Here is a 21,692-nt window from a genome sequence, read left to right on the forward strand (position 1 = left end):
AGGGGGGCTGGGTGTTTAAACACCTTAATTTGCCCCCCTTTTGCTATACGGAGAAATGAAAATGTCAATTAGTGCAAGTTTAGTCATGCAGTTACGTGAGCGTACAGGTGCTGGTATGATGGAATGTAAAAAATTTCTAATAGCAACCAATGGTGATATAGAGGCTGCAATCATTGAAATGCGCAAAGCAGGCCAGGCAAAAGCAGATAAAAAAGCAGATCGCGTAGCTGCTGAAGGTGTGGTAGTGATTGCACGTTCTGCTGATGGACGCAGTGCAGTGATGTTAGAAATTAACAGTGAAACAGATTTTGTTGCTCGTGATGAGAACTTTACTAACTTTGCAAACATGGTTGCTGATGCTGCATTAAATAGTTCAGCCACGACAATTGCAGAATTGTCAGCGATTACTCTTTCTTCTGGCGTTCCTGTAGAACAAGCTCGTCAAGAGTTAGTAGCAAAAATTGGTGAAAACATTAAATTAAGACGCCTTGAGCGGATGCAGTGCGATGCAGGAGTTATTGGTTGCTATTTACATGGTTCACGAATTGGTGTTATGGCTGCACTTAAAAATGATCAAGAAGAACTTGCTAAAGACATTGCAATGCACGTTGCTGCGAGCAAACCAATTGTAGTAAGTCGAGATCAAGTATCTACTGAAGCTATTGAAAATGAGCGTGAAATTTTTACTGCTCAAGCAAAAGAAAGTGGCAAACCACAAGAAATTATCGATAAAATGATTGAAGGTAGAATCAATAAATTTATTGATGAAGTGAGCTTATTAGGTCAACCATTTGTAAAAAACCCAGATATCAAAGTAGGCCAACTTTTGAAAGAAAAGAACACCGAAGTTCTTTCTTTTGTTCGTTACGAAGTTGGTGAAGGGATAGAGAAAAAAGAAGATAACTTTGTTGAAGAAGTGATGGCTCAGGTTCGTACATGATGAATGAAAGTCACCCAACATTAAAATATAAGCGTATTTTACTTAAATATAGTGGCGAAGCCCTCATGGGCAAGTCACAATTCGGAATTGATCCCTCAGTCTTGGATACATTAGCTAGGGATATAGCCGATTTAATTAAGATGGGCGTTGAGGTTGGTCTCGTATTAGGTGGTGGTAATTTATTTCGTGGCAAGGCACTTTCTCAAGCGGGTGTTGGACGTGTAACTGGCGACCATATGGGGATGCTTGCTACAGTAATGAATGCTTTAGCTGTGAGAGATGCTTTGGAACGTATTGATATGCCGGCGCGTATAATGTCAGCTATTCCCATGCTTGGAGTAGTTGACCCATACCACCGGCGTAAAGCAATTGAACATTTGCGAACTGGACATGTAGTTATTTTTGCGGCTGGGACTGGAAATCCATTTTTCACAACTGATACAGCCGCTTGTTTAAGAGCTATTGAAATAGGAGCGGATGTAGTTTTAAAAGCAACTAAAGTAGATGGTGTTTACTCAGAAGATCCTTTTAAAAACCCTAATGCCAAACGTTATGATTATTTAACTTATATTGAAGTTTTAACACAAGGTTTGGAAGTGATGGACTCTACTGCAATTTGTCTTTGTCAGGATCAAGGCATGCCCTTACAGGTATTTGATATGACTGCACCTAATGCATTAAGAAGAATTGTATCTGGAGAGCGCGTAGGAACTATAGTCGGAGCTAATCATGATAAATGAGATTAAGCAAGATTCAGAAAAGCGAATGAAAAAAACCATTGAGGTGTTACAGACTGATCTGACAAAAATTCGCACTGGAAGAGCGAATGCCGGTTTACTGGATCACGTACAAGTTGATTACTATGGAACTATGACCCCATTAAATCAAATTGCTAATATTTCTGCTAGTGATTCACGAACAATCTTAGTGACTCCGTGGGAAAAATCTATGGTGGCAGCCGTAGAAAAGGCTATTTTGACTTCTGATTTAGGGTTGAATCCTGCTACAGCAGGTTCCGCAATTCGTGTCCCAATGCCGCCATTGACTGAAGAACGAAGAAAGGAACTCATCAAAGTCGTTCGTAATGAAGGCGAGCAAGGAAAAGTTTCCATACGTAATATCAGAAGAGATGCCAATACTCAATTGAAGGAATTGGTCAAAGATAAAAGCATTTCTGAAGATGATGAGCGTCGAGCAGCAGAAGTGATTCAAAAGCTAACCGATAAATACATTCTTGAAATAGATGGGTTATTGGCTGAAAAAGAAAAAGACTTAATGGAAATTTAAGTCTGGTTGCTGCTTGAGGTAAACAACCTCAGGCAGTACTAATCATTATTTTTGTAGTATGTTCATCCTTGCTAAAGTCATCAGTTCATTCGCTAGCTTGTTGCAATCATAAATATGGTTAATTTGTATTAAGGTTTTGCATCACATTTTTATGAATTTTGAATGCATCTCTCCCTAATTTGTTATGTGTAAATAATTTTGAGGTTCCTCATGCAATACAAAGTTGTTTTTTTTGGTAAAAGTGGAAGTGGCAAAACCCAACTTCATCGAATCGCAGGGTTACAAAATTTTGTAGAGAATGTTCGTCCTACTATAGGCGCTGATTTTTTGACGCGAGAAATAAATTCCGATGATTCGGTCCTCTTATGGGATACAGCTGGAGCTGAACGATACAAAGCAATGAGTCATATGTTTTTTAGGGGAGCTGTTGTTGGTGTATTTTGTATTGATCTAACTGAAGAAATTAATGAGCAAGAAATTATTAAGAGCATTGAAGAATTTCGTCACTTTGTACCTAATGCTCCTATTATTTGTGTTGGTACAAAATCAGATTCTCCTGAAGCAGATAAAAAGGCTCTAGACAAAATCAAGTCAAAAGTATTGTTTGCTGATTTTATCACTACTTCTGCAAATACAGGGGAAAATGTAGAGGATCTTTTTAAATTAATCTGTAAGCACTGTGGCGCTAATCTTCTACTCTCATGGAAGGAGGCTGTTGCAACACTCCAAAAAAGTCTAAACGAATTACCCCAAAAAAAGGGTATATTGATAAATGAGAAATTAACTACGCTGGCAGATGTTATATTAGGTAAGCCAGGCAATCCTAGTGCTAGCCCAAGACTTAAAGCTAAAGCGATCGAAGACTTTACAAATCAATGTAAAACTATTTTGAAAGATGAGCATTCTGATGCTTTTAAAGCTGTGCTTTCAATTGCAGCGGCTGCGGTCGTACTTACTGTAACAGCCATAATTGGATTTTCAATTGGTGTTGCTTGTAGTTGGTGGACCGGTCCAGGAGCATTTTTTGCTGGGCTCGCAAGTGGTTACACAGCTGCTGTAGCTGTTGCCTCATCAAGTACTGTTTTTGGTGCATTAGCTGGTGGTATCACAGCGTATGGATTATTTAAACCACCCAAAGAAATTCAAGCAATTAACGAGTTTGCTGAAACAGTATCTTCTTTTGACCCCGGGATTGTTTTGTAGTTTAAAAATTTCAATTAGCTGTTCCGCAATTTTTTTGTCAAAACCAAAAAACTCCCAGGACATGTTCTATGGGAGTCATCAATCAATAGCAGCGGGCTGAAGATTATTAACGCTTAAAATAGGTTGTTAATTGCTGCCAGATAGTTTTCTTATAATCCCCAACATAGCCCCAGGAGTCTACCCAAATAATTCGCTTAAAAGCATCTGTTTCATTTATTTTTTTTATAAATAATTCTTTACTGTCATTTTTTGCAGCGAGAATTACCATGTTAGCACTTTGTCTTATTGGGATGACCAACGTATGGCTAAATTGATTTTTAATTAATTGAAAAATCGGATATTGTTCTTTTATATTTGCCAAGTTAACGGCCAAAACTCCATCTTCAGTTATTATTTTTTTGCATGAGGCAAAAAATTGGGCATTAGCGCACTCAGGTGGAAAATGATTTGCATTGTACAGATCAACAATTAAGTGCGAGAAATGTAGTTCACATTTTTGGACATAATCCATCGCATTTTCATGAATAATGGTTAAATTTTTTAAACGATCGATTATAAAAAAACGCTTTGCTATTTCGATGACTTCTTCACTATTATCTACAGCAATTAGAGGGATGTCCTTGAGCATCAATGCGACCCCTGCGCCACCTAGTCCTAACATACAAGTAGGCCCAAGATATTTGCGGGCCATTAATGTAAGTGCTGGGAGATAGTATAAACCCGGTTTATGTGGATTATGGCGATTTATAACTGTTTGTAGGGCGTTACTACCTAACTTTAGCCAGCGATAGCATGCATTCTGATATACTTTATAACCGGAAGGAGAAGTATAAATGCATGTGCCTAACTTTGTTTTCCACATTTTAGGTAGTCTTCTCTAATTGAAAGGGATAGATCGATCCTAGTTTTAGTATTTGAGTCAATTCATCCAGGGCACAAAAACATTCATCAAGTAACTGAGGATCAGCCAAGTCTGTCGCACTCAACTCAGTTCGATAGTGTTTTAATACCCACTGCTCCAAAATTTTTAATAATTCATCATTTATCAAAACACCTTGATGCATTGCTTGGAGCTCTTCTTCATTTAACGGAACACGCAATCTGAGGCAAGCAGGGCCACCGCCATTTCGCATGCTTTGTTTCAGATCAAGGAAATGAACTGAATTAATAGGATTAGACCCATCAGAAAGTATTCTCTCAATGCACGCATTAGCACGCGGATTATTTTGACACTCAAATGGAGCAATAAGCATCATAGAGGTTTGTTTTGATAGACTAATAATTTGTGAGTTAAAAAGATAGGTTTCAACTGCATCAGCCACACTCAGTTCTTTTTGTGAAACTTGGATGATATTTATAGGGAATGAGGCTTTTTCGCTTAACTCTTTAAGCACATAACTTTGTTGATGGAAAGCTTGTTCATGGACTAGTAAAACGGATTCATTGGCTACAGATATCACATCATTATGAAAAACGCCCTGGTCAATAGCAAGGGAATTTTGACAAGCAAATACAACACGGTCTGTCGATAGCTGATGTTGACGGACTATGGCTTCTGAAGCTTCTTGTGTTTGTCGTGCTGGATATTTCATTGGTCCAGATAATGGATTGCTCCCTAATCCTTTTTTCCCGTATACGAAAAGATGAATCCCGGGTTGATTGTAGTTTTGACAGATACGACTGTGATTAGCTGCACCTTCATCCCCCATAATGGTTGAGCGTGGCAGAATAGGGTGATGACGGAAGTAATTTGAGTTTGCGAAAATAAACTCCAAAATTTTTTTTGAAAAATCAGCTTCATGGTGTCGGTGTAAATTACTTACAAGATTTGCAGCCGTAAAATGAACTTTATGATCTTGTGTATCAGTGCTCGGAGAAATTGTGGCAGCATTTGCTGACCACATGCTGGAAGCTGAATAACAGGCGCTCAGAAGCTCAGGTGCTGTTTTATAGGCTTTATTAATTTGTTCTTTCGGTGTACCACAAAAACCTAGTTGATGCAGTAGCTCAAGATTAGGGCGTTGATGTGGTGGAAATAAACCTTGTTTAAGTCCCATTTTATGAAGCAAGTGCATTTTTTCCAACCCTTGCAGGGCAGCTGATTGGGGATTGGAACTTGCTAGGGCATTAGATAGCGATGCAATATTACCTGCTGCAAGACCTGCGTAGTTGTGAGTAGGGCCAACCAGGCCATCCAAGTTTAATTCATAAACGTTCATTTTTTAATCTTCTGTTTCAAGTTGTATTTAACTGTTTGTCCGAATCATAACGTCGTAGCTCGGGTTCATTGAGTGGCCAAATGTTAAGGAGTACCAAGGCTACCAATACCTGGTAATGTCTGTTCTGGCATTGTCAGGAGAGGCTGTTCCATACTCGCTACTGGATAAGCACAATAATCCGCCGCAAAATAAGCGCTTGGTCTATGATTTCCACTTAATCCGACTCCACCAAAAGGAAGACTACTGGCGGCACCCGTCGTGGGTTTGTTCCAATTAATTAATCCAGCTCGAACTTGTTGATAAAATTGATGATAATGTTGCTCATTATTACTTAACAAACCCGCAACTAAACCGTAACGGGTTTGGTTCGCCAGATTGATTGCTTCATCAAAATGATTGTACCGATATATTTGGACTAATGGTGCAAAAATCTCCTCATCTGGAGGATTTTCAAAGTGAGTCATATCAATAATGCCTGGTGATAGCAAGCCAGTATTCTCAGCAAGTAAAGCCATGGATAAGAGGTGAGAGCCACCAGACTCAATAAGTTTTTTTTGACTATGGAGGTGTTTAATGGCTTGTTCATGACTAATAACGGGCCCCATGAATGGTTCTGGCTTTTGATCGAAAGGTCCGATCTTAATTGATGAGCATGTTTTGATAAAATGATTCATGAAGTCATCACCTTGATGTGAGTCGGGAATAATGACTCGTCGTGCACAAGTGCAGCGTTGGCCTGCCGTAAGAAGTGAAGAGAGTAATGTATGATAAACAGCAGCATTGAGATCGGAAATTTCATCAATAACTAAAGGATTGTTTCCTCCCATTTCAAGAGCTAAAATTACTTCAGGTTTATCGCTAAACTGTTGATGGATGCGCAAGCCTGTTGCATAACTTCCTGTAAAAAATACACCTTGAATATCTTGTGATAGCAAGGCTCTTCCACAAGATGCATCACCTTGTAAGCAATTTATTACTCCGGGCGGAATTTTGCTTTCATGCCAACACTGCATAATAAATTCAGCTACCGCAGGTGCTTGCTCACTTGGTTTATAAAGAATTGTATTGCCTGCAAGAAGAGCAGGAACTATGTGACCATTACTTAAATGGGCTGGAAAATTAAATGCACCAAGAACGACTACAACACCTTGAGGTTTAAAACGAAGACACGCATTCGCTTCGGTAGTTTTGGTTATTTTTGTCCAAGTTCTCTCATGATAAGCCTGTATGGATAAATTAATTTTTCCTATAACAGCACTGACTTCAGTATGGGCTTCCCATAAGGGCTTGCCTGTTTCCAAAGCGATTAAATGTGCCAGGTAGTCGCGATTTTTATCAATTTGCTGGGCAAAGTTTTGGGTATAATGTGCACGTTGTTCGAAATCAAGAGAAGACCAAGATAATAGTGCTTGTCGTGCAGCATCACACGCAGCTGTAACCTCCTGCTCTGTAGCTATGGTACCTTGCCAAAGTAAGGTACCATAGCTTGGGTTTATGGATTCGAGTATAGTTCCATCACCTTGTATCCATAGGCCGTTAATATACTGTCCTTTGCCATGCATTATGGATGATTTAGTCATTTATCTCTCCACTATCAAATTGTAAAGGAGCTATTCGTAATTGATTTCCGCATTTGACTTGCAGGAGATTGGCTGTTTTTTTACTAATAATACAGGTATTATTTTCCTTATTAACGAGCACGCTATTAACGGTTGCTCGAAAATCCAATTGGGTATTTGCTAGTAAATAATTGGCGCTACTCACCTCATCACTAATATTTTTAATGGTTACAACTCGACTAAGCTCAATGGTTTTGATTTTTGATAGGGGTACCTCAAGTGTAGGGCCTGCATCAAAAATATCAACGTACTTGTTATATCGAAACCCTTCTTTTAATAAGATTTTCATGGCTGCTTGCGTAGATGGGTGAGATTCACCTATTACTGCTTGTGCTTCCGGCGACAGTAACTTAATGTATATAGGATTTCGCGGCATTAAATCGGCTATAAATTGCTTGTCGGTTGCCAGAGTGAGTCGATCGGCATCGGCAAATGACATATGAAAGAAATGACTTCCTACATTATCCCAAAAAGGTGATATGCCATTTGCATCAGAGATCCCACGCATTTCAGCAATTACTGTTGAAGCGAAGCGTTGGGGATGTTGGGCAATAAATAGGAACCGCGCCTTGGAAAGTAATAAGCCATTTTTATTTTTCCTATACTTCGGTTCTAAAAAAAGTGTACAGATTTCACTTCGACCTTGATTATCATTCACCAGGCTCAAAACCTCATAATCACTACGAATATTTAATGAGCGGCAAATTCGGGTACGCTTGGAAATTTTATAAGAATAAAAAGGAGCTTCATGACCGGTACAGGATTCAATACCTGAAACACCTATTATTTTTTTACTTTTCGGGTTTTCTAAAACGAATAAATAATATTCATTATTTGGTTTTTCTATATTTTTTTTGAAGGAATCACTCGACCAGAGAATTCGTTTTGCTAATATTTCTTTATCTTTAGAAAGTGTTGTAATTCCTACACCGCTTTCTTCGGCCAAATGATGAATGGCATCTAAATCTGCATTGCAAGCACTACGAAATAGCATCATTTTTTAAATCCTCTAAGCCACCTTGAGCAAGGTCGAGTAAGAGTAAGGTACTAAGGGCAGCACGTTCAGATAAACTATCGAGTAGTATATATTCATCTGCGCTGTGGATATTTCCTCCCCTGACTCCAAGTGTGTCCAGGACTGGTAAACCGAGGTGGGCCAAGTTATTTCCATCACAGCAGCCACCACTATCTTTCCAGTCTATAGATAAACCGAGCTCTTGTCCTAAATGTTGAATTCGATGAAACAGACGTTCTGTACCTGAGCAGACCCGTTTTACGGGTCTTCCAAAAACACCATGAACACATAAAGAGTAGTCTGAACGTTTTAATTGACAAATAATATGATCCAGTTCAGTTCGTACCCAAAATTCATCTTCAGGCAGACTAATTCTAATGTCAAGTTGCGCTACAGCTTTATCAGGAACTACATTAAGTGCCTCGCCACCTGCTATTTTTCCTATGTTAATGGTAACCCCATCACGTTTGCCGTTAAGAGAGTGTATGGCACAAATTGCTTCAGCCAAGTAACAAATTGCATTGCGGCCTTCTGCAAAATCTCGCCCCGCGTGAGCTGCCTTTCCAGTTGCAATTAATGTTATTTTTCCGCTTCCTTTACGATTTTTAGCTAAAGTACCATTTGCTGTCATGGCGGGTTCATATACCAACGCCGCTTGATAGTTAGACGCGAGTTCATCGAAAAGTACAGCAGATGCCGGTGAACCAATTTCTTCATCTGCATTAATTAAAACATCCCAACCTATCTCTGATGCACATTCATTTAATTCAAAAGCAGATAAGGCATGCAACATCACAATAAGCCCACCTTTCATATCTGTAACCCCAGGCCCGTTGATGCAGTTATCATTAATATAAGTTAATTTCTGGAATGGATTATTCTCCGCATAAACAGTATCCATGTGCCCACAAAGTAAAACACGTCGCTTTAAGTGGGGCCGCTTTCTTATGAGCAGAACATCTCCACAGGTCTGGAGTGAGGTATTACCCGACATATCAATAACTGATAAGGGTTGAAGTTTTTTTTTATAGATTGTATCCGCAATTGGCTTATAGACTGTATGGAGTAGATTAGTCATGTGCGCTAATCCAACTAAATTAGTTGTTCCTGAATTTATCTCACAAAATTGATGGAGTTGTTTCACCATCATTTCTTGGTTGTTTTTTATTATATTTATCAGTTTATTATATGATTTAATCACGGTTTTTGAATTAATGCTAAAAATACAGAATAGCTGAAATTAGTGGGCTTCACAATGAGTTGTCAAGTTATGCCAGAAAGAAAAATAGAGGTAATTAGGTCTTATTCTATCATTCTATCCTCCGGGCAATAATGCCTGGAGGAATGATAAATTAAAATTTTTTTATTAAGGTACAGGGTTATCTGGTTTTGGAGGTGGAGAAGCGTTACCTATTGGCCATAATTGAGGTAAAGCCATGAAGCCGAGTTTACTTAGTAACCCATCTGATTTTGCCTGTTCGTCATTTTTGGCAGGATACATTTCTGGGTGAGTACTGGCGTCAACACGTTTGTCCAGACCTTGAAGACGCTGAAGTTGTTTTTCTTGAAGCTCTAATAATTTATTAAATCGCTCTGTGCTTGCTTTTAATTCAGATTTAACCTCTGAAAGTTCGGATTCTGCTTTGCCAATTCGATCTGCTACTTGGTCAAAGCTAGCTGCTTTATTTTCCAGGAACGAATTGAGCTTTTCTTGAAAAGCATGTCGTTGGCTTGCGTCAGCTATGGTTGCACTGGATAGAATCCTGACTGTTCCCTCTAATGTGGAGGCAATTTTTTTTGCTTTTTCTACTTCAGCTCCCATGGATATTCTAACTTCAGCTAGCTCAGATGTTTTTTCGGATAATAATACCAGGCTTCTTGAATGCTCGTCGCGAGCTTTCAAAAGTTCCTTTTGGGTGGTTTCAAATTGTTTATTTTGTTTTTCAGCATCAAGTTTTAGGGATGCTGCGGTTTTTTCAAGTTCGTCCTTTGTCTTTCGAAGTAATTTTTCAGTTTCAACGTACACTTCCACCTGAGCGCTCAATGTTTCTACTTCTTCATTTAATCTTGAAATGTTTTTAGCTAATTTTTCATTTTCTTCTTTAAACTTATCTATTTCAACGGCTAGTTTTTTGCGAATTGAATCCAAGGCTCCAATAGTTAATTCAAGAATTTCTGCTACACCAAAAATTCCTTCTTTTAATTTTTGAGCGATATTTTTTGTATGATAATGATGGTCGTCAAGAACAATGCCGCTAGTAGTATATGCCAAAGCACTTACACCACTAATTGTTACGAGGAACCCAATATGAGCTGCGGCTCCTATGATCAAGGTCGGTCCAGATATGGCAACGCCACCTATAATTCTTTGCCATAATGGCAACTCACCCCAAAACGCAGCGGCACGTGAAATAAGGCTTGGGTTATCTTGTAAACTATCAACTATTGCACCTAGACTTTTTTTGACTTGTGCCAAGTGTTCTTGTGTTAATGCAATACTTTGCAGACTATCCAGATCAGATTCCGGTGAATTTGGGTTGAGCAATAATTGTTTGGCCGCATCAGAAAAATTCATCTGAGACAAAGCTTTTTCAATGACGACCCTATTCGTATTAGAGGGATTTGTATCACTCTTTATAAGTACATCAAGTTCTTGTTCTTTAGTAGACATAACACCAGCTCCCTGTGTTTAAGAATCTCCCTGTAAATTCTATTTTTAACCACAAGGCACGAATAAGCAAGTAAAAAATTTGTTTCCATGGCGTTATTTTCAGACAATGACAAGATAGGGTTTATTTAGAGGTTTTGGTTAAAATATGTGCGGAATTGGATGTGTATAGTTAGTGAAGAGCCGATGTAAATTCAACTATTTCTTCGCTTAGTTCTGTTCTGTCTTCAGAGAAAAAACCTTTATTTTGCAGAGAAACTCCATAATCTATTAGGGCCTCGGAGTATCCCAACGAGGGTATATAAAGTATAAAACCCAGTAATGATAACATCATGCCAGAGATTTCATATAAAGAAGGATAATTTATTTGAAGTGCATCAGTTAGAACTACGTAGTTTCTAACTGACTCTTCAGACGAAGTATTTACAAGTTCAGATGTGCGTGAAATTATTTCCAGCAGAAGTTCGTCACTACAGGACTTTTGTTTATCTAACTTTTTTACAGTGTTTAATAACCGAAGGCCTATTTTTTTTATATTCAAATTTTCTTCGGGTAGGGCATTAAATTGTTCTATGGTTTGCTTGAGTCTTGTTTTAAGAATTTGCTTGGTTTTTATCTCAGGGCAGTTCATATCACGCCAATGAATAAGCCAAGACTTCTTCTCATTCTTAATTAGTTTTGGGTAATTTGCATTGACATAAGTATTTAAGGCATTCCATATGATTTTTCGATGAAAATTCATGCCTCTTCCTTTAACATTTGCAGCGGCTGCATCAAGAGAGCGTTCAAACTCTTTTTTTGTTATAGGCTTTTCTAATTTAAATGATCGTAACAAGTTATAATAAGTAGACGATAGTGCTCCACGATCTATTGCGTCTTTGCATGAAAAATTGAAGCTCTTGGGTTTTACTTTTTGTATGATGTAATTGGGGAGTTCATACTTAATAAAGTGCACCCAAACTGCTTGTTTTTCCGCAGAGGAAATATAATTTCTAGTGCTAAGTCCTTGTGCACGAAAACTATTCAGAAGTAATTCTTTTAAGATTTGATTTTGTTTTTCACCAAACAACAAATTTCGTGCTGTGGGACTAATGTGAAAATCGGATATGACTTTTTTACTTGTATTCTCGCTTGCTATATCTAGAAATTCACCAAATGCAGATACAGCGGATATACGATCATTTGTTTTTTCGTAGTCAGAGGCCTCCATTAAACCTTCATGAGCAGGAAGGGTAATGACGAGAACCTTGAGACTCGGATCGTCTTCAAGTTTATGTAATTCCAGTGTCAAATCTTTTTCTTTGGATCCCGCAATATCATAGTCACTTCGATCTAACCCTAGATTGTTAAAATATATATGGCATATGGGTTGTTCTGATGTTTCAGCATTTATTTGCAGCCAACGTTTAAAAAGAGGACTGATTCGAGTTTGTCCATTATGACGCTGAGCTTGGGTGCTAAAACGATACTCTATTGGATCTGAATCTTCTTTATAAGGAAAGTTTTTGATTGTTGGCAAATTGGTTTCGTATTGGGGTTTAAAGTTATCCGCAAACAAATTATAAAGACGTCGGAAAACTCCATCGGCACTATTTGGTGAGTGTCTATTAACAGTTTTTTTTGTATCTTTTATTGTTTTTTGAATTTTTTTTCCTACATTGGACTTCCGGGGATGTATTTGGGCACCAATGTCATTTATCCAATTGGAAGATTCTTCGAGAATCTTGTTGTCATTGTGGTAAATAGCTAGAACTAATTCATCCAGTTTCTTGACTTTTTCTGTAGGGTTAGTCTCAATATAATTTTCTAAAGCGGAGATACAAGACGAATATAAATCACCATAGGGATAGTCCTTATTATATTCTTGCTCCATTACTTCATGTACTTTGGTGAACTCTGGCAGGAGCTCTACAACGTCTTGGCAGTGGCTAATTGCAGTTTTTAATTGAACAAAATAAGCATAGCAGTTACGATTATGAATTGCATCGCTAGTTAGGTTTACTTCATTCTTTACGCTAGTGCTCATAACTTTTATATGTCTGTGCAATTAAAGGACATTATATAGAAAATGGAGTCATGTTGGAAGGGTCGTTAGAATTATTAATACCGAGTATAAAAGTGGTACCTCACTCATTTTTAAAAAATTGTCATACTGATTGGAAAGAAATTCTAATCCAAGCATTAAAAACTATGGATCAGGAGTATTTGCATCAGCTAATAAATGATAAAAATTGGTTGCCAGGAACAGAGCGATTATTCGCGGCATTCAGTTTACCACTTGCCAAGACTCAATATATTTTATTAGGAGAATCACCTTATCCACGTAAAGACTCCGCTAATGGATATGCCTTTTGGGATAGCTCAGTGGGCGACTTATGGAGTTCGACCGGGTTAAGTAAAGCAGTTAACAGAGCAACTTCTTTGCGCAATTGGATAAAAATGATGCTTTTGGCACGTGGAGATTTGCAATTAAATACCTCACAAGCCGATATTGCGTTAGTGGATAAAAGCTCTTTAGTACAAACAGCGCAAGAATTGTTCGAAGGAATGATGAACAAAGGTATTTTACTGCTCAATGCCTCGTTGGTTTATAGTGAGGGAAAAGTTCCTTATCATGCGCGTCAATGGAAGCCTTTTATGCAAAGCCTTTTTGGGCAGTTGAGTCTGATTAAACCTACAATTAAGCTGATTTTATTAGGAAAAATCGCTGAAATTGCTGCACAGGACCAATTGCCTATAGGACTTATTGCAGAACATCCTTATAATATAAGTTTTATCACCAACCAACATGTGATCGATTTTTTTAAACCTCTGGATTTATTAAAAATATGAGTAATACTGAATCAACCGTTAATCCTCAAGAAATTAGTAAGTTTGCTCAGCATGCCAACTTATGGTGGGATACTGAAGGACCACTGAAAACACTTCATGATATTAATGAACTACGACTGGATTTTATTAAACAACACGTTCAATTAGCTGATTTAAATGTTTTGGATGTTGGTTGTGGTGGTGGTATTTTATGTGAAGCCATGGCAAATTCTGGGGCTAAAGTTACAGGGATAGATGCTGAATCTGCAGCAATTTCTGTAGCCCAGGAGCATGCACAAAAAAATCATCTGAACATTGACTACCAATGTACTTCGGTTGAAACATATAAGGATCAATGTTTCGATGTCATTACGTGTATGGAAATGTTGGAGCATGTGGAAAATCCTGGTTTAGTGTTTGAACACTGCAGGCGATTACTTAAGCCTCATGGTTTTTTATTTGTATCAACAATTAGCAGAACAATTAAAGCGTATGCTACTGCTATAATTGCAGCAGAATATGTATTAAATTTATTGCCCAAACAGACCCACGATTATAAGAAGTTCATTAAACCCAGCGAGTTGTGCGCGATGGCTCGTCCTTGGGATTTCAATTTAATTGATTTAAAAGGTATGGACTATAATCCATTTTTAAGAAAAGCTACGTTAGGATCGGATGTCAGAGTTAATTATTTGATGGCTTTTCAGTAATGAATCCGTGTGAAAGTAGGGGGCTGAGCTAGGTTAAGCATTCATCCCCTATTCACTAATCGGCTTGATTTATCACCCTTTGCGCGAAATGATTCTGCTAGAGTAGCACTCAGTTAAGCCTATTTCTCAGGGCCACGTCCCACGAATTTTTGATGCAAACCAGTGAATGTAACTTCGTAGCTGGATCCCTCGAGTACGTCGGAAGTAGGCAGGGAGGAAATATTCATAAATTAATATGTTATGTTTCCTCAATATCAATTTCGCGTGACCTACGCTCAAATCCAAACACTCTTCAAAATTCAAGCAGTCCACTAAATGTTGCTATCCAAGACTGAATTTGAAGCCGCTCCTGGATTTCTTGAGTGCCGCTATGCACCATCTTGGTTATTACTATTGTTTTTTTCTGAATTTTGCTTCTTATTATAACGTTCCAAATAACGTTGATGAGCATATCTGGCCTGTTCTTGAGTGACTACATCAACTTCATTTCCATAGATATCAATTCGTGCAGCGTTTTCTTTTTGACAATTTAGATAGGCTGGGGATGCACTGTAGTAGTTTAATGCTTCACGTAGCGATTTTTTACTGAAAGGTGGGGTGTCTAATCGCTCGTAGAAGTCGATAATATCGTCAAATATTCCAATTTTTAGAGGCTTAATCTGATTTCCTTTTTTAAAAAAGGCATTTGGGAAATGTTCAATAAGCCAATCTATAATGTGGAGCTTATCTTTCTTTACTGTAGTTATCGGTTGTTTGTCCATCATATTGCTCTAAAGCGTGATCTAGATGCTGAATAAATTACCACATCTTTTGACATAATCAAGCACTTGTATGGAAACACTGTAATTACTTTAGTTTTTTAGTGGAAAACCTTATATTTAAGGGATATCCAGTGTATTTTTTTTGCTTGATTTTTTGTAAGATATTTCTTAATTCAGGTAAAGATAATTGCTGTTTTTTTTGTCATAAACCTCGACAATTTTATTAACACATTGTTTTTAATTGAAATTTGTAAAAAGATTTTTGAGGTATATTTTGAAATCAGTTAGGAAAATGCCTCATAGTCTGCTTGCGCTTCCAATTATCTATGCTAAATTTAAAACATGGCTTGTATGGATATAAGTCACTCAAATGGAATTGCAATCATATGGATATGATTTATCAAGGATGATTATAAGAACTGGAAGTTCTTATACGGATGACTGCGAAAGCCAGGGCTTACACCCTGGCTTTTTTTACTTATGCAACTAGATAGCCTGATCGAGATAAAAACTTTTTATCAGGAAAATAGGCGAAAATCACAGAACCATTTTTAATGGTATTAATTACTGGTTTTGCTAAGGTCTGAGCAATAGCAGGACATCCCCAAGATAGCCCAGCTCGACCTGCTCGTTTTATGAAATCAGGTTCTACATACCAAGCGCCATGTATTACTACACGTCGACTTAATGCATTATCATTAAAACCTTTATCTAAGCCCTGCAAATTAAGCGAATATCCTTTGTGCCCAATGTAGGTGTCTTTTGTAATGTATGTACCTAGACTTGATTGTTTACTTGAGGGTATATTGGAAAAATGACTGGCCTTATTCACACCTGAGTTTTTTCCATGTGCAACATAAGTGTTATATAAAAGACGCTCTCTACGGAGATCGAATACCCACATCCGTTGCTTGTTTGAAGGTAAAGAATAATCTATTACTGTAAGTACAGGTTTTTTAACAGAGCCTCTTTTACTTGCATTTTGATATGCAGTCAATGCGAGTCTTAAAACATTTTTATTTAATTCTGGTGCCTTGCGGCTCAAATGTTGCAATTTGCTATTAATATCAGATTCAGACCTTGCTGCAAAAGAAGGTGTACTGGAGGTTATATTACTAGTTAAAATTACGGTTGAGATTAGAGTTAATAGAGTATTCATACTGCTCCTTTCTTCTGTAAATCGCCGTTATGGTTTCTACGAAAAAATGGTGATTATATTAACAATTCACGTAATTGTAAAATCAGAAGAGCTTAATTTGCCCATTAGGGAGAAATATTACTCAATTCATGTGCTTAGCCACATAGTAAAAAAAATACAGTTTAAACAATGCACTATGTGTTGTAAATAAATCCCAATTTGTTTGTCAGGAGTAGCACAAAAAGATTAAAATAAATTCAATTAAATTAAATAAACAACAGTAAAATTCTCTGAAATTAGGTATAATGGCACAGTTTACAGGCCATTTATGCTTGCTCTACAGGCAAAAAGTCAGGTAGTGCATTCCATTTTATATGCCTCTAAATTATACTTGGATGTTAGTGTTTAAACTCTTTAACCCAGCATTGACTTGGTACTTCTTTCAAGAGAGAACGGGAAAAAAGATTAGATATAGATTTGATTGTGGAGAATACTATGCTGGAAAAGCAGATCATACAAATACCCGAAGGAATACGAGCTGCTATTAATCATGCCTATCGTGTTGATGAGCTACCATTAATAACAGAACTTTGTGAGAAAGCAGCGTTAGGACAACAACAGTTAATTGATATTAAGAATAGTGCCACAAAATTAGTTGAGTCAGTGCGCACGGAACGTAAAAAAAGCACGGGTATTGATTCATTTTTAACTGAATATGCTTTATCCAGTGATGAAGGTATTGCTCTGATGTGTTTGGCTGAAGCACTATTACGTGTTCCCGACAGTGCTACAATAGATAACCTAATCAAAGATAAATTATCAGGTGGGGATTGGAAATCACATATAGGCCAAAGTGATTCATTTTTTGTAAATGCAACCACTTGGGCATTGATGCTTACAGGGAAAATACTGACTCCAGAAAAAGCCGAAACCACATTATCTAAATCTTTAATGAAGCTCGTTAATCGCAGTAGCGAAGCAGTGGTAAGAAAAGCAGTTGATAAAGCAATGCGGATTATGAGTAAACAATTTGTTATGGGACGCACTATTAGTGAGGCGCTAAGCCGAGCAAAAAAGAAAGAAGCGCAAGGATATCGTTATTCTTATGATATGTTGGGTGAAGCCGCACTGACATCTATAGACGCATTACGTTATTTTGAGGCATATAAAGAAGCAATTGAAACTATAGGCAAACAGGCTGATAAAGATTCAGATGTATACAAACGAGCAGGGATATCTATAAAACTTTCTGCCTTACACCCACGTTATAATGAAAGCCAACATGAACGAGTTATGGAGGAGTTGCCAACTAAACTTCTCGCTCTCGCTCGCTTGGCAAAAAGTTATGGAATTGCTTTAACTGTTGATGCTGAAGAATCTGAGCGTTTGGATTTATCACTTGATGTAATGGAACGTGTTTTCAACGATGCAAGTTTGGATGGATGGAATGGCTTTGGTTTAGCGGTTCAATCCTATCAAAAAAGAGCTTTTTACGTATTAGATTGGGTCGCCGCTCTTGCTAGAAAAAAACAACGACGCATTATGGTGCGCTTGATTAAAGGAGCCTATTGGGATAGCGAGATAAAGAAAACACAAATGCAGGGTTTTAAGGAATATCCTGTATTTACCCGGAAAGTATTTACAGATGTTTCGTTCCAGGCTTGTGCTAAAAAAATATTAACCATGACGGATGCAATTTATCCTCAATTTGCTACGCATAATGCTTATTCTGTGGCGATGATTTTAAATATTACCGGCGATTATCGAGATTTCGAATTCCAGTGTTTGCATGGAATGGGTAATGAACTCTATCAACAGATAGTACCTGCAGAGCGACATGGAATTCCATGTCGTATTTATGCACCAGTGGGAAGCCATGAAGATTTACTTCCATATTTAGTGCGTCGTTTGTTAGAAAATGGAGCAAACTCTTCGTTTGTTAACCGTATTGTCGATGATAATGCACCGATTAGTACATTGGTTGAAGATCCTGTAGAAAAAGCCCAATCTCTATTGCATAAGATGAATCAAAATATTCCACTGCCGGAAGATATTTTTCAACCGAGCAGAAGAAACTCTAAAGGTTTTGATTTTTCTGATCGTATTGAGCGCGCTTCTCTGCAACAAAAAATGACGCAAATCAAATTGCAGCAATGGACCTCCGGACCAATAATCTCAGGAAATCCAACACCTAATGGTGAAATGCACCGTGTTGAGTCGCCGCAACAGACCGAGAATATTATTGGAACAGTTCAGAATTCATCACTAGATGATGTAGAGCAAGCATTGGTGCACGCTGAGCAAGCTTTCCCAGGATGGTCGAATACGCCTGTAAAAGAAAGAGCAGCCTGCCTTAACCGTTTTGCTGATTTATTACAGGAAAATTATGCAGAACTTATGACCATAGCGTGTCTGGAAGCAGGTAAAACCATGAATGACTGCATTTCTGAGGTGCGTGAAGCAATTGATTTTTGTCGTTATTACGCGATGCAGGCACAGCAAATTTTAGCTGCTCCTCTGCGTTTAACTGGTTATACAGGGGAGTTAAATGAACTCAGTTTACATCCACGCGGTATCGCGCTCTGTATCAGTCCCTGGAATTTTCCCTTGGCAATTTTTACAGGCCAGGTTGCTGCTGCATTGATTACAGGAAATTGTGTTATTGCAAAACCTGCGGAACAAACTCCTTTAATTGCCGCTTATACGGTCAAATTAATGCACAAAGCTGGGGTTCCGGTAGGTGTTGTACAATTACTTCCTGGACCTGGTGAAACCATTGGTGCTGCATTGGTTGCGGACAAAAGAATTAAAGCTGTATTGTTTACTGGTTCTACCGACACAGCCAATCTAATTAATCGTACTCTAGCAACGCGTGGCGGTGAACTGATTCCTTTGATTGCCGAGACAGGTGGTCAAAATGCGATGATTGTTGATTCTTCCGCTTTATTGGAGCAGGTGGTAGTCGATGCAGTTAACTCAGCTTTCGGTAGTGCTGGTCAAAGATGTTCTGCGCTGCGGGTATTATTTGTTCAAGAGGAAGTATATCCTCGAACCATTGAGCTCTTAAAAGGAGCTATGGCCGAATTGGTAGTAGGTGATCCACGCTGGCTTACGACTGATGTAGGACCTGTGATTGATAAGGCTGCTTTATCCATATTAAGAAGCCATGTGGAGAATATGAAAAAGCGTTTTGAAATCATTTACCAATGTCCATTAGATGAATCATTGGAATCCGGATACTTTATGCCACCAACTGCGATTGCTATCGATCATATCAATGCGCTGGAAAAGGAGGTTTTTGGTCCGGTATTGCATGTAATTCAATTTAAGCGAAAAAATCTGGATCAAGTCATTAAACAAATTAACGCAACAGGGTATGGCTTAACCTTGGGTATTCATAGCCGTATTAATGAAACAGTAGAATACATTAGACAGAATATTCACGCAGGTAACTGTTATGTAAATCGTAACATGGTAGGTGCAGTTGTCGGTTTACAGCCTTTTGGCGGAGAGGGATTGTCAGGTACAGGGCCTAAAGCAGGAGGTCCTAACTATCTAATCCGACTTTGTCATGAACGAACTTATACTGTTGACACTACTGCAGCAGGAGGTAATGCAAGTTTAATGTCTTTGCCTGATTAAAAGCGACATCACACGAAAGCGTGACTCTAATCATTATCTTGATTTCAGTCGCGCTTGCATTTCGGGTGACAGGGAGTTGGCATTTTCTAATTAATGGAATGGCGTCCCGTAGCATAGTCGAGGCCTTTTTCCAATGCCTGGCTATGCAATGCCTTAACAAAATCACTAACAGTTCGTGGCTTCTGACCGTGCTCAAACAGAACATCAGCATGACCCGCTTTGATAAAAGAGCGTAGCTCTTTTCCCAGATCGCCATTACGTAATGTAGATAAATGCTCTGATAAATTCCCTGTTCCTTTTCCACTAAGTGCATCAATTAAAGCAATAACAGCCTTTTTTTTATCATCATAACTGTGTTGCATGAGTGTGGAGAGTTTATGGCGATACTGTTTGGTCACGCAGGATCCAGCTTGATGCTTTTCTTCATGTTCTTGGGAGCGAGAGGTTAAGTAGTTATTTAAAATCCCTTGCAAAGCAGCAGAGGAAATCCTTTTGTCTACCTCTTTTGTTAGGTCTGCAGGAGATTTTTGAATCCTATTTGTATCCTTATAGGCTCCTGTAGAAAAAAAACCTATAGCAAATACAGCTTGAAGGTTATTTTTATGCGCTTCAAGCATTTTTTGGACAGGATCTAAGTAATTATGATTCGTTAGTGTTGGATTATCTTTCTTAAATTGTTCTAGTAGTTCAAGTTTTTTATTACATTGCCCCAATGGGTCTAGAATTATGTCCTTATCATCATCTAAAATTGTTTGATCTCGGTGCAATTCGTAAAACAAGCGAGCCAGGCTATCATTCATAGAACCTTTCAAGCGAAATTGACTTTCAAGCATCTGCATTTGTTGTTTAAAATCATCTTCCATGGCGGACATTAACGATTGTTTAGTTTCAGAGAGCGGCAGATTAAAAGGATCGAGATTATCCTGCTTCACTTCATTTATAAATGATTTTAGTGGTTCAAAATCTAGTTTTGAGAGAGAGGTTGGTATTGTGCGAAGCTCAGCGGAGACCGATTCTAAACCCTCTCCATTTTTAAACCGTTCTACTGCCTTATCTACATGTTGCCAAAGTATCTCGCAGTCTTTTGTTTGGTCACAAGAAAAAAGATGCAATCGGAGTCTCAATAAGTTGCGTATGAAACGTTGATCTTTTTTTTCCTCTAAAGCGGCTTGAGTAATCTGATCTTGACTAAGATTTAAATATTTTTCCGGTTGATAGCTAAGATAACTTTCAAAAACAGGCATATTAAATCTCCAAAATTAACGGATATCCACTAGCATCGCTTTAATCAGTTTCTGGATAAGTGTATTGCATTAAAATGTTGCCGAAAGATATACCCGTGCAATCAAATTATAGTTGATTTTTTACACAATTTATCGATTACTTGTAACTCCCCACGTCATCCCGAACCCGAGCGCAGCGAGGGTGAGGGATCTCCTGTCAGGTGGAACAATTTTTAAAGAATCGATTGATACAAATCATTCCACTCTGGGTTCAATGCATTAATCAAATCATGCTTCTTTTTTCGTGACCAACCCTTGATTTGTTTTTCTCGTTCAATGGCTACAATGATACACCCACAAGCTTCATAGTATACCAATCGATCCACGTTGTATTTTTTGGTGAATCCAGCAACTAGCTTATTTTTGTGCTCATAGACACGACGAATCAAATCATTG

18 protein-coding genes are annotated in these 21,692 nt (G+C 38.1%); 7 read left to right on the plus strand and 11 right to left on the minus strand.

Features of this window, described 5'->3' with window-relative positions:
• Window positions 1–61: 61 nt before the first annotated feature.
• From tsf to BW930_RS04390, 4 genes are all read left to right on the plus strand, one after another.
• Window positions 62–940, plus strand: a complete 879-nt coding sequence (gene tsf / locus BW930_RS04375) for a translation elongation factor Ts (RefSeq protein ID WP_058469576.1) — start codon at window positions 62–64, stop codon at window positions 938–940.
• On the plus strand, window positions 937–1,680 hold the full coding sequence (gene pyrH / locus BW930_RS04380; protein ID WP_058469577.1) for a UMP kinase: 744 nt from the start codon (window positions 937–939) through the stop codon (window positions 1,678–1,680). Before tsf ends, pyrH begins: the two co-directional genes overlap by 4 nt.
• The gene (gene frr, locus BW930_RS04385; protein ID WP_058469578.1) at window positions 1,670–2,227 is read left to right on the plus strand and encodes a ribosome recycling factor; all 558 of its coding nucleotides are present in this window, start codon (window positions 1,670–1,672) and stop codon (window positions 2,225–2,227) included. The genes pyrH and frr overlap by 11 nt, the downstream gene beginning before the upstream one ends.
• Before the next feature lie 210 nt (window positions 2,228–2,437).
• On the plus strand, window positions 2,438–3,430 hold the full coding sequence (locus tag BW930_RS04390) for a Rab family GTPase (protein ID WP_058469579.1): 993 nt from the start codon (window positions 2,438–2,440) through the stop codon (window positions 3,428–3,430).
• Between the two features lie 106 nt (window positions 3,431–3,536).
• On the opposite strand, the gene BW930_RS04395 is transcribed toward BW930_RS04390, so the two are convergent.
• The 7 genes from BW930_RS04395 to BW930_RS04425 form a co-directional block, all read right to left on the minus strand.
• On the minus strand, window positions 3,537–4,292 hold the full coding sequence (locus BW930_RS04395) for a spermidine synthase (RefSeq protein ID WP_058469580.1): 756 nt from the start codon (window positions 4,290–4,292) through the stop codon (window positions 3,537–3,539).
• Between the two features lies 1 nt (window position 4,293).
• Window positions 4,294–5,649 carry an N-succinylarginine dihydrolase gene (astB, locus tag BW930_RS04400; protein ID WP_058469581.1) on the minus strand — a complete coding sequence of 452 codons (1,356 nt, stop codon included), beginning with the start codon at window positions 5,647–5,649 and terminating at the stop codon, window positions 4,294–4,296.
• A gap of 83 nt (window positions 5,650–5,732) precedes the next feature.
• Entirely contained in the window at window positions 5,733–7,229 is a 1,497-nt protein-coding gene (gene astD / locus BW930_RS04405; protein ID WP_058469582.1) for a succinylglutamate-semialdehyde dehydrogenase, read from the minus strand.
• Window positions 7,222–8,265 carry an arginine N-succinyltransferase gene (locus BW930_RS04410; protein ID WP_058469583.1) on the minus strand — a complete coding sequence of 348 codons (1,044 nt, stop codon included), beginning with the start codon at window positions 8,263–8,265 and terminating at the stop codon, window positions 7,222–7,224. Before BW930_RS04410 ends, astD begins: the two co-directional genes overlap by 8 nt.
• Window positions 8,249–9,484, minus strand: a complete 1,236-nt coding sequence (locus BW930_RS04415) for a hydrolase (protein ID WP_076547484.1) — start codon at window positions 9,482–9,484, stop codon at window positions 8,249–8,251. The genes BW930_RS04410 and BW930_RS04415 overlap by 17 nt, the downstream gene beginning before the upstream one ends.
• A 165-nt stretch (window positions 9,485–9,649) precedes the next feature.
• Window positions 9,650–10,954, minus strand: a complete 1,305-nt coding sequence (locus BW930_RS04420) for a LegC2/C7 family Dot/Icm T4SS effector (RefSeq protein WP_058469585.1) — start codon at window positions 10,952–10,954, stop codon at window positions 9,650–9,652.
• 169 nt (window positions 10,955–11,123) lie between these two features.
• Entirely contained in the window at window positions 11,124–12,977 is a 1,854-nt protein-coding gene (locus BW930_RS04425) for a hypothetical protein (protein ID WP_076547487.1), read from the minus strand.
• A gap of 50 nt (window positions 12,978–13,027) precedes the next feature.
• Here BW930_RS04425 and BW930_RS04430 point away from each other — a divergent pair, with 50 nt between their 5' ends.
• Window positions 13,028–13,783, plus strand: coding sequence for a uracil-DNA glycosylase family protein (locus BW930_RS04430; RefSeq protein ID WP_432416327.1), 756 nt, complete (start codon window positions 13,028–13,030; stop codon window positions 13,781–13,783).
• Window positions 13,780–14,472 (plus strand): bifunctional 2-polyprenyl-6-hydroxyphenol methylase/3-demethylubiquinol 3-O-methyltransferase UbiG, encoded by a 693-nt coding sequence (gene ubiG / locus BW930_RS04435; protein ID WP_058469586.1) that lies wholly within the window; start codon window positions 13,780–13,782, stop codon window positions 14,470–14,472. The genes BW930_RS04430 and ubiG overlap by 4 nt, the downstream gene beginning before the upstream one ends.
• A gap of 368 nt (window positions 14,473–14,840) precedes the next feature.
• On the opposite strand, the gene BW930_RS04440 is transcribed toward ubiG, so the two are convergent.
• Together BW930_RS04440 and BW930_RS04445 are read right to left on the minus strand one after the other, a co-directional pair.
• Complete coding sequence (locus tag BW930_RS04440) at window positions 14,841–15,233, minus strand: ProQ/FinO family protein (protein ID WP_058469587.1); 393 nt, start codon at window positions 15,231–15,233, stop codon at window positions 14,841–14,843.
• Window positions 15,234–15,711: 478 nt separating this feature from the next.
• On the minus strand, window positions 15,712–16,392 hold the full coding sequence (locus tag BW930_RS04445) for a murein L,D-transpeptidase catalytic domain family protein (protein ID WP_058469588.1): 681 nt from the start codon (window positions 16,390–16,392) through the stop codon (window positions 15,712–15,714).
• Between the two features lie 474 nt (window positions 16,393–16,866).
• Here BW930_RS04445 and putA point away from each other — a divergent pair, with 474 nt between their 5' ends.
• Window positions 16,867–20,013, plus strand: a complete 3,147-nt coding sequence (gene putA, locus BW930_RS04450; protein ID WP_058469589.1) for a bifunctional proline dehydrogenase/L-glutamate gamma-semialdehyde dehydrogenase PutA — start codon at window positions 16,867–16,869, stop codon at window positions 20,011–20,013.
• 86 nt (window positions 20,014–20,099) lie between these two features.
• On the opposite strand, the gene BW930_RS04455 is transcribed toward putA, so the two are convergent.
• Both BW930_RS04455 and BW930_RS04460 read right to left on the minus strand, forming a co-directional pair.
• The gene (locus BW930_RS04455; protein ID WP_058469590.1) at window positions 20,100–21,257 is read right to left on the minus strand and encodes a hypothetical protein; all 1,158 of its coding nucleotides are present in this window, start codon (window positions 21,255–21,257) and stop codon (window positions 20,100–20,102) included.
• A 212-nt stretch (window positions 21,258–21,469) separates the two neighbouring features.
• Window positions 21,470–21,692, minus strand: a 223-nt coding sequence (locus BW930_RS04460; RefSeq protein ID WP_076547489.1) for a GIY-YIG nuclease family protein, incomplete at its 5' end; no start/stop codon positions are given.

It is taken from the genome of Fluoribacter gormanii (assembly GCF_900156395.1).
Lineage (GTDB): Bacteria > Pseudomonadota > Gammaproteobacteria > Legionellales > Legionellaceae > Legionella > Legionella gormanii.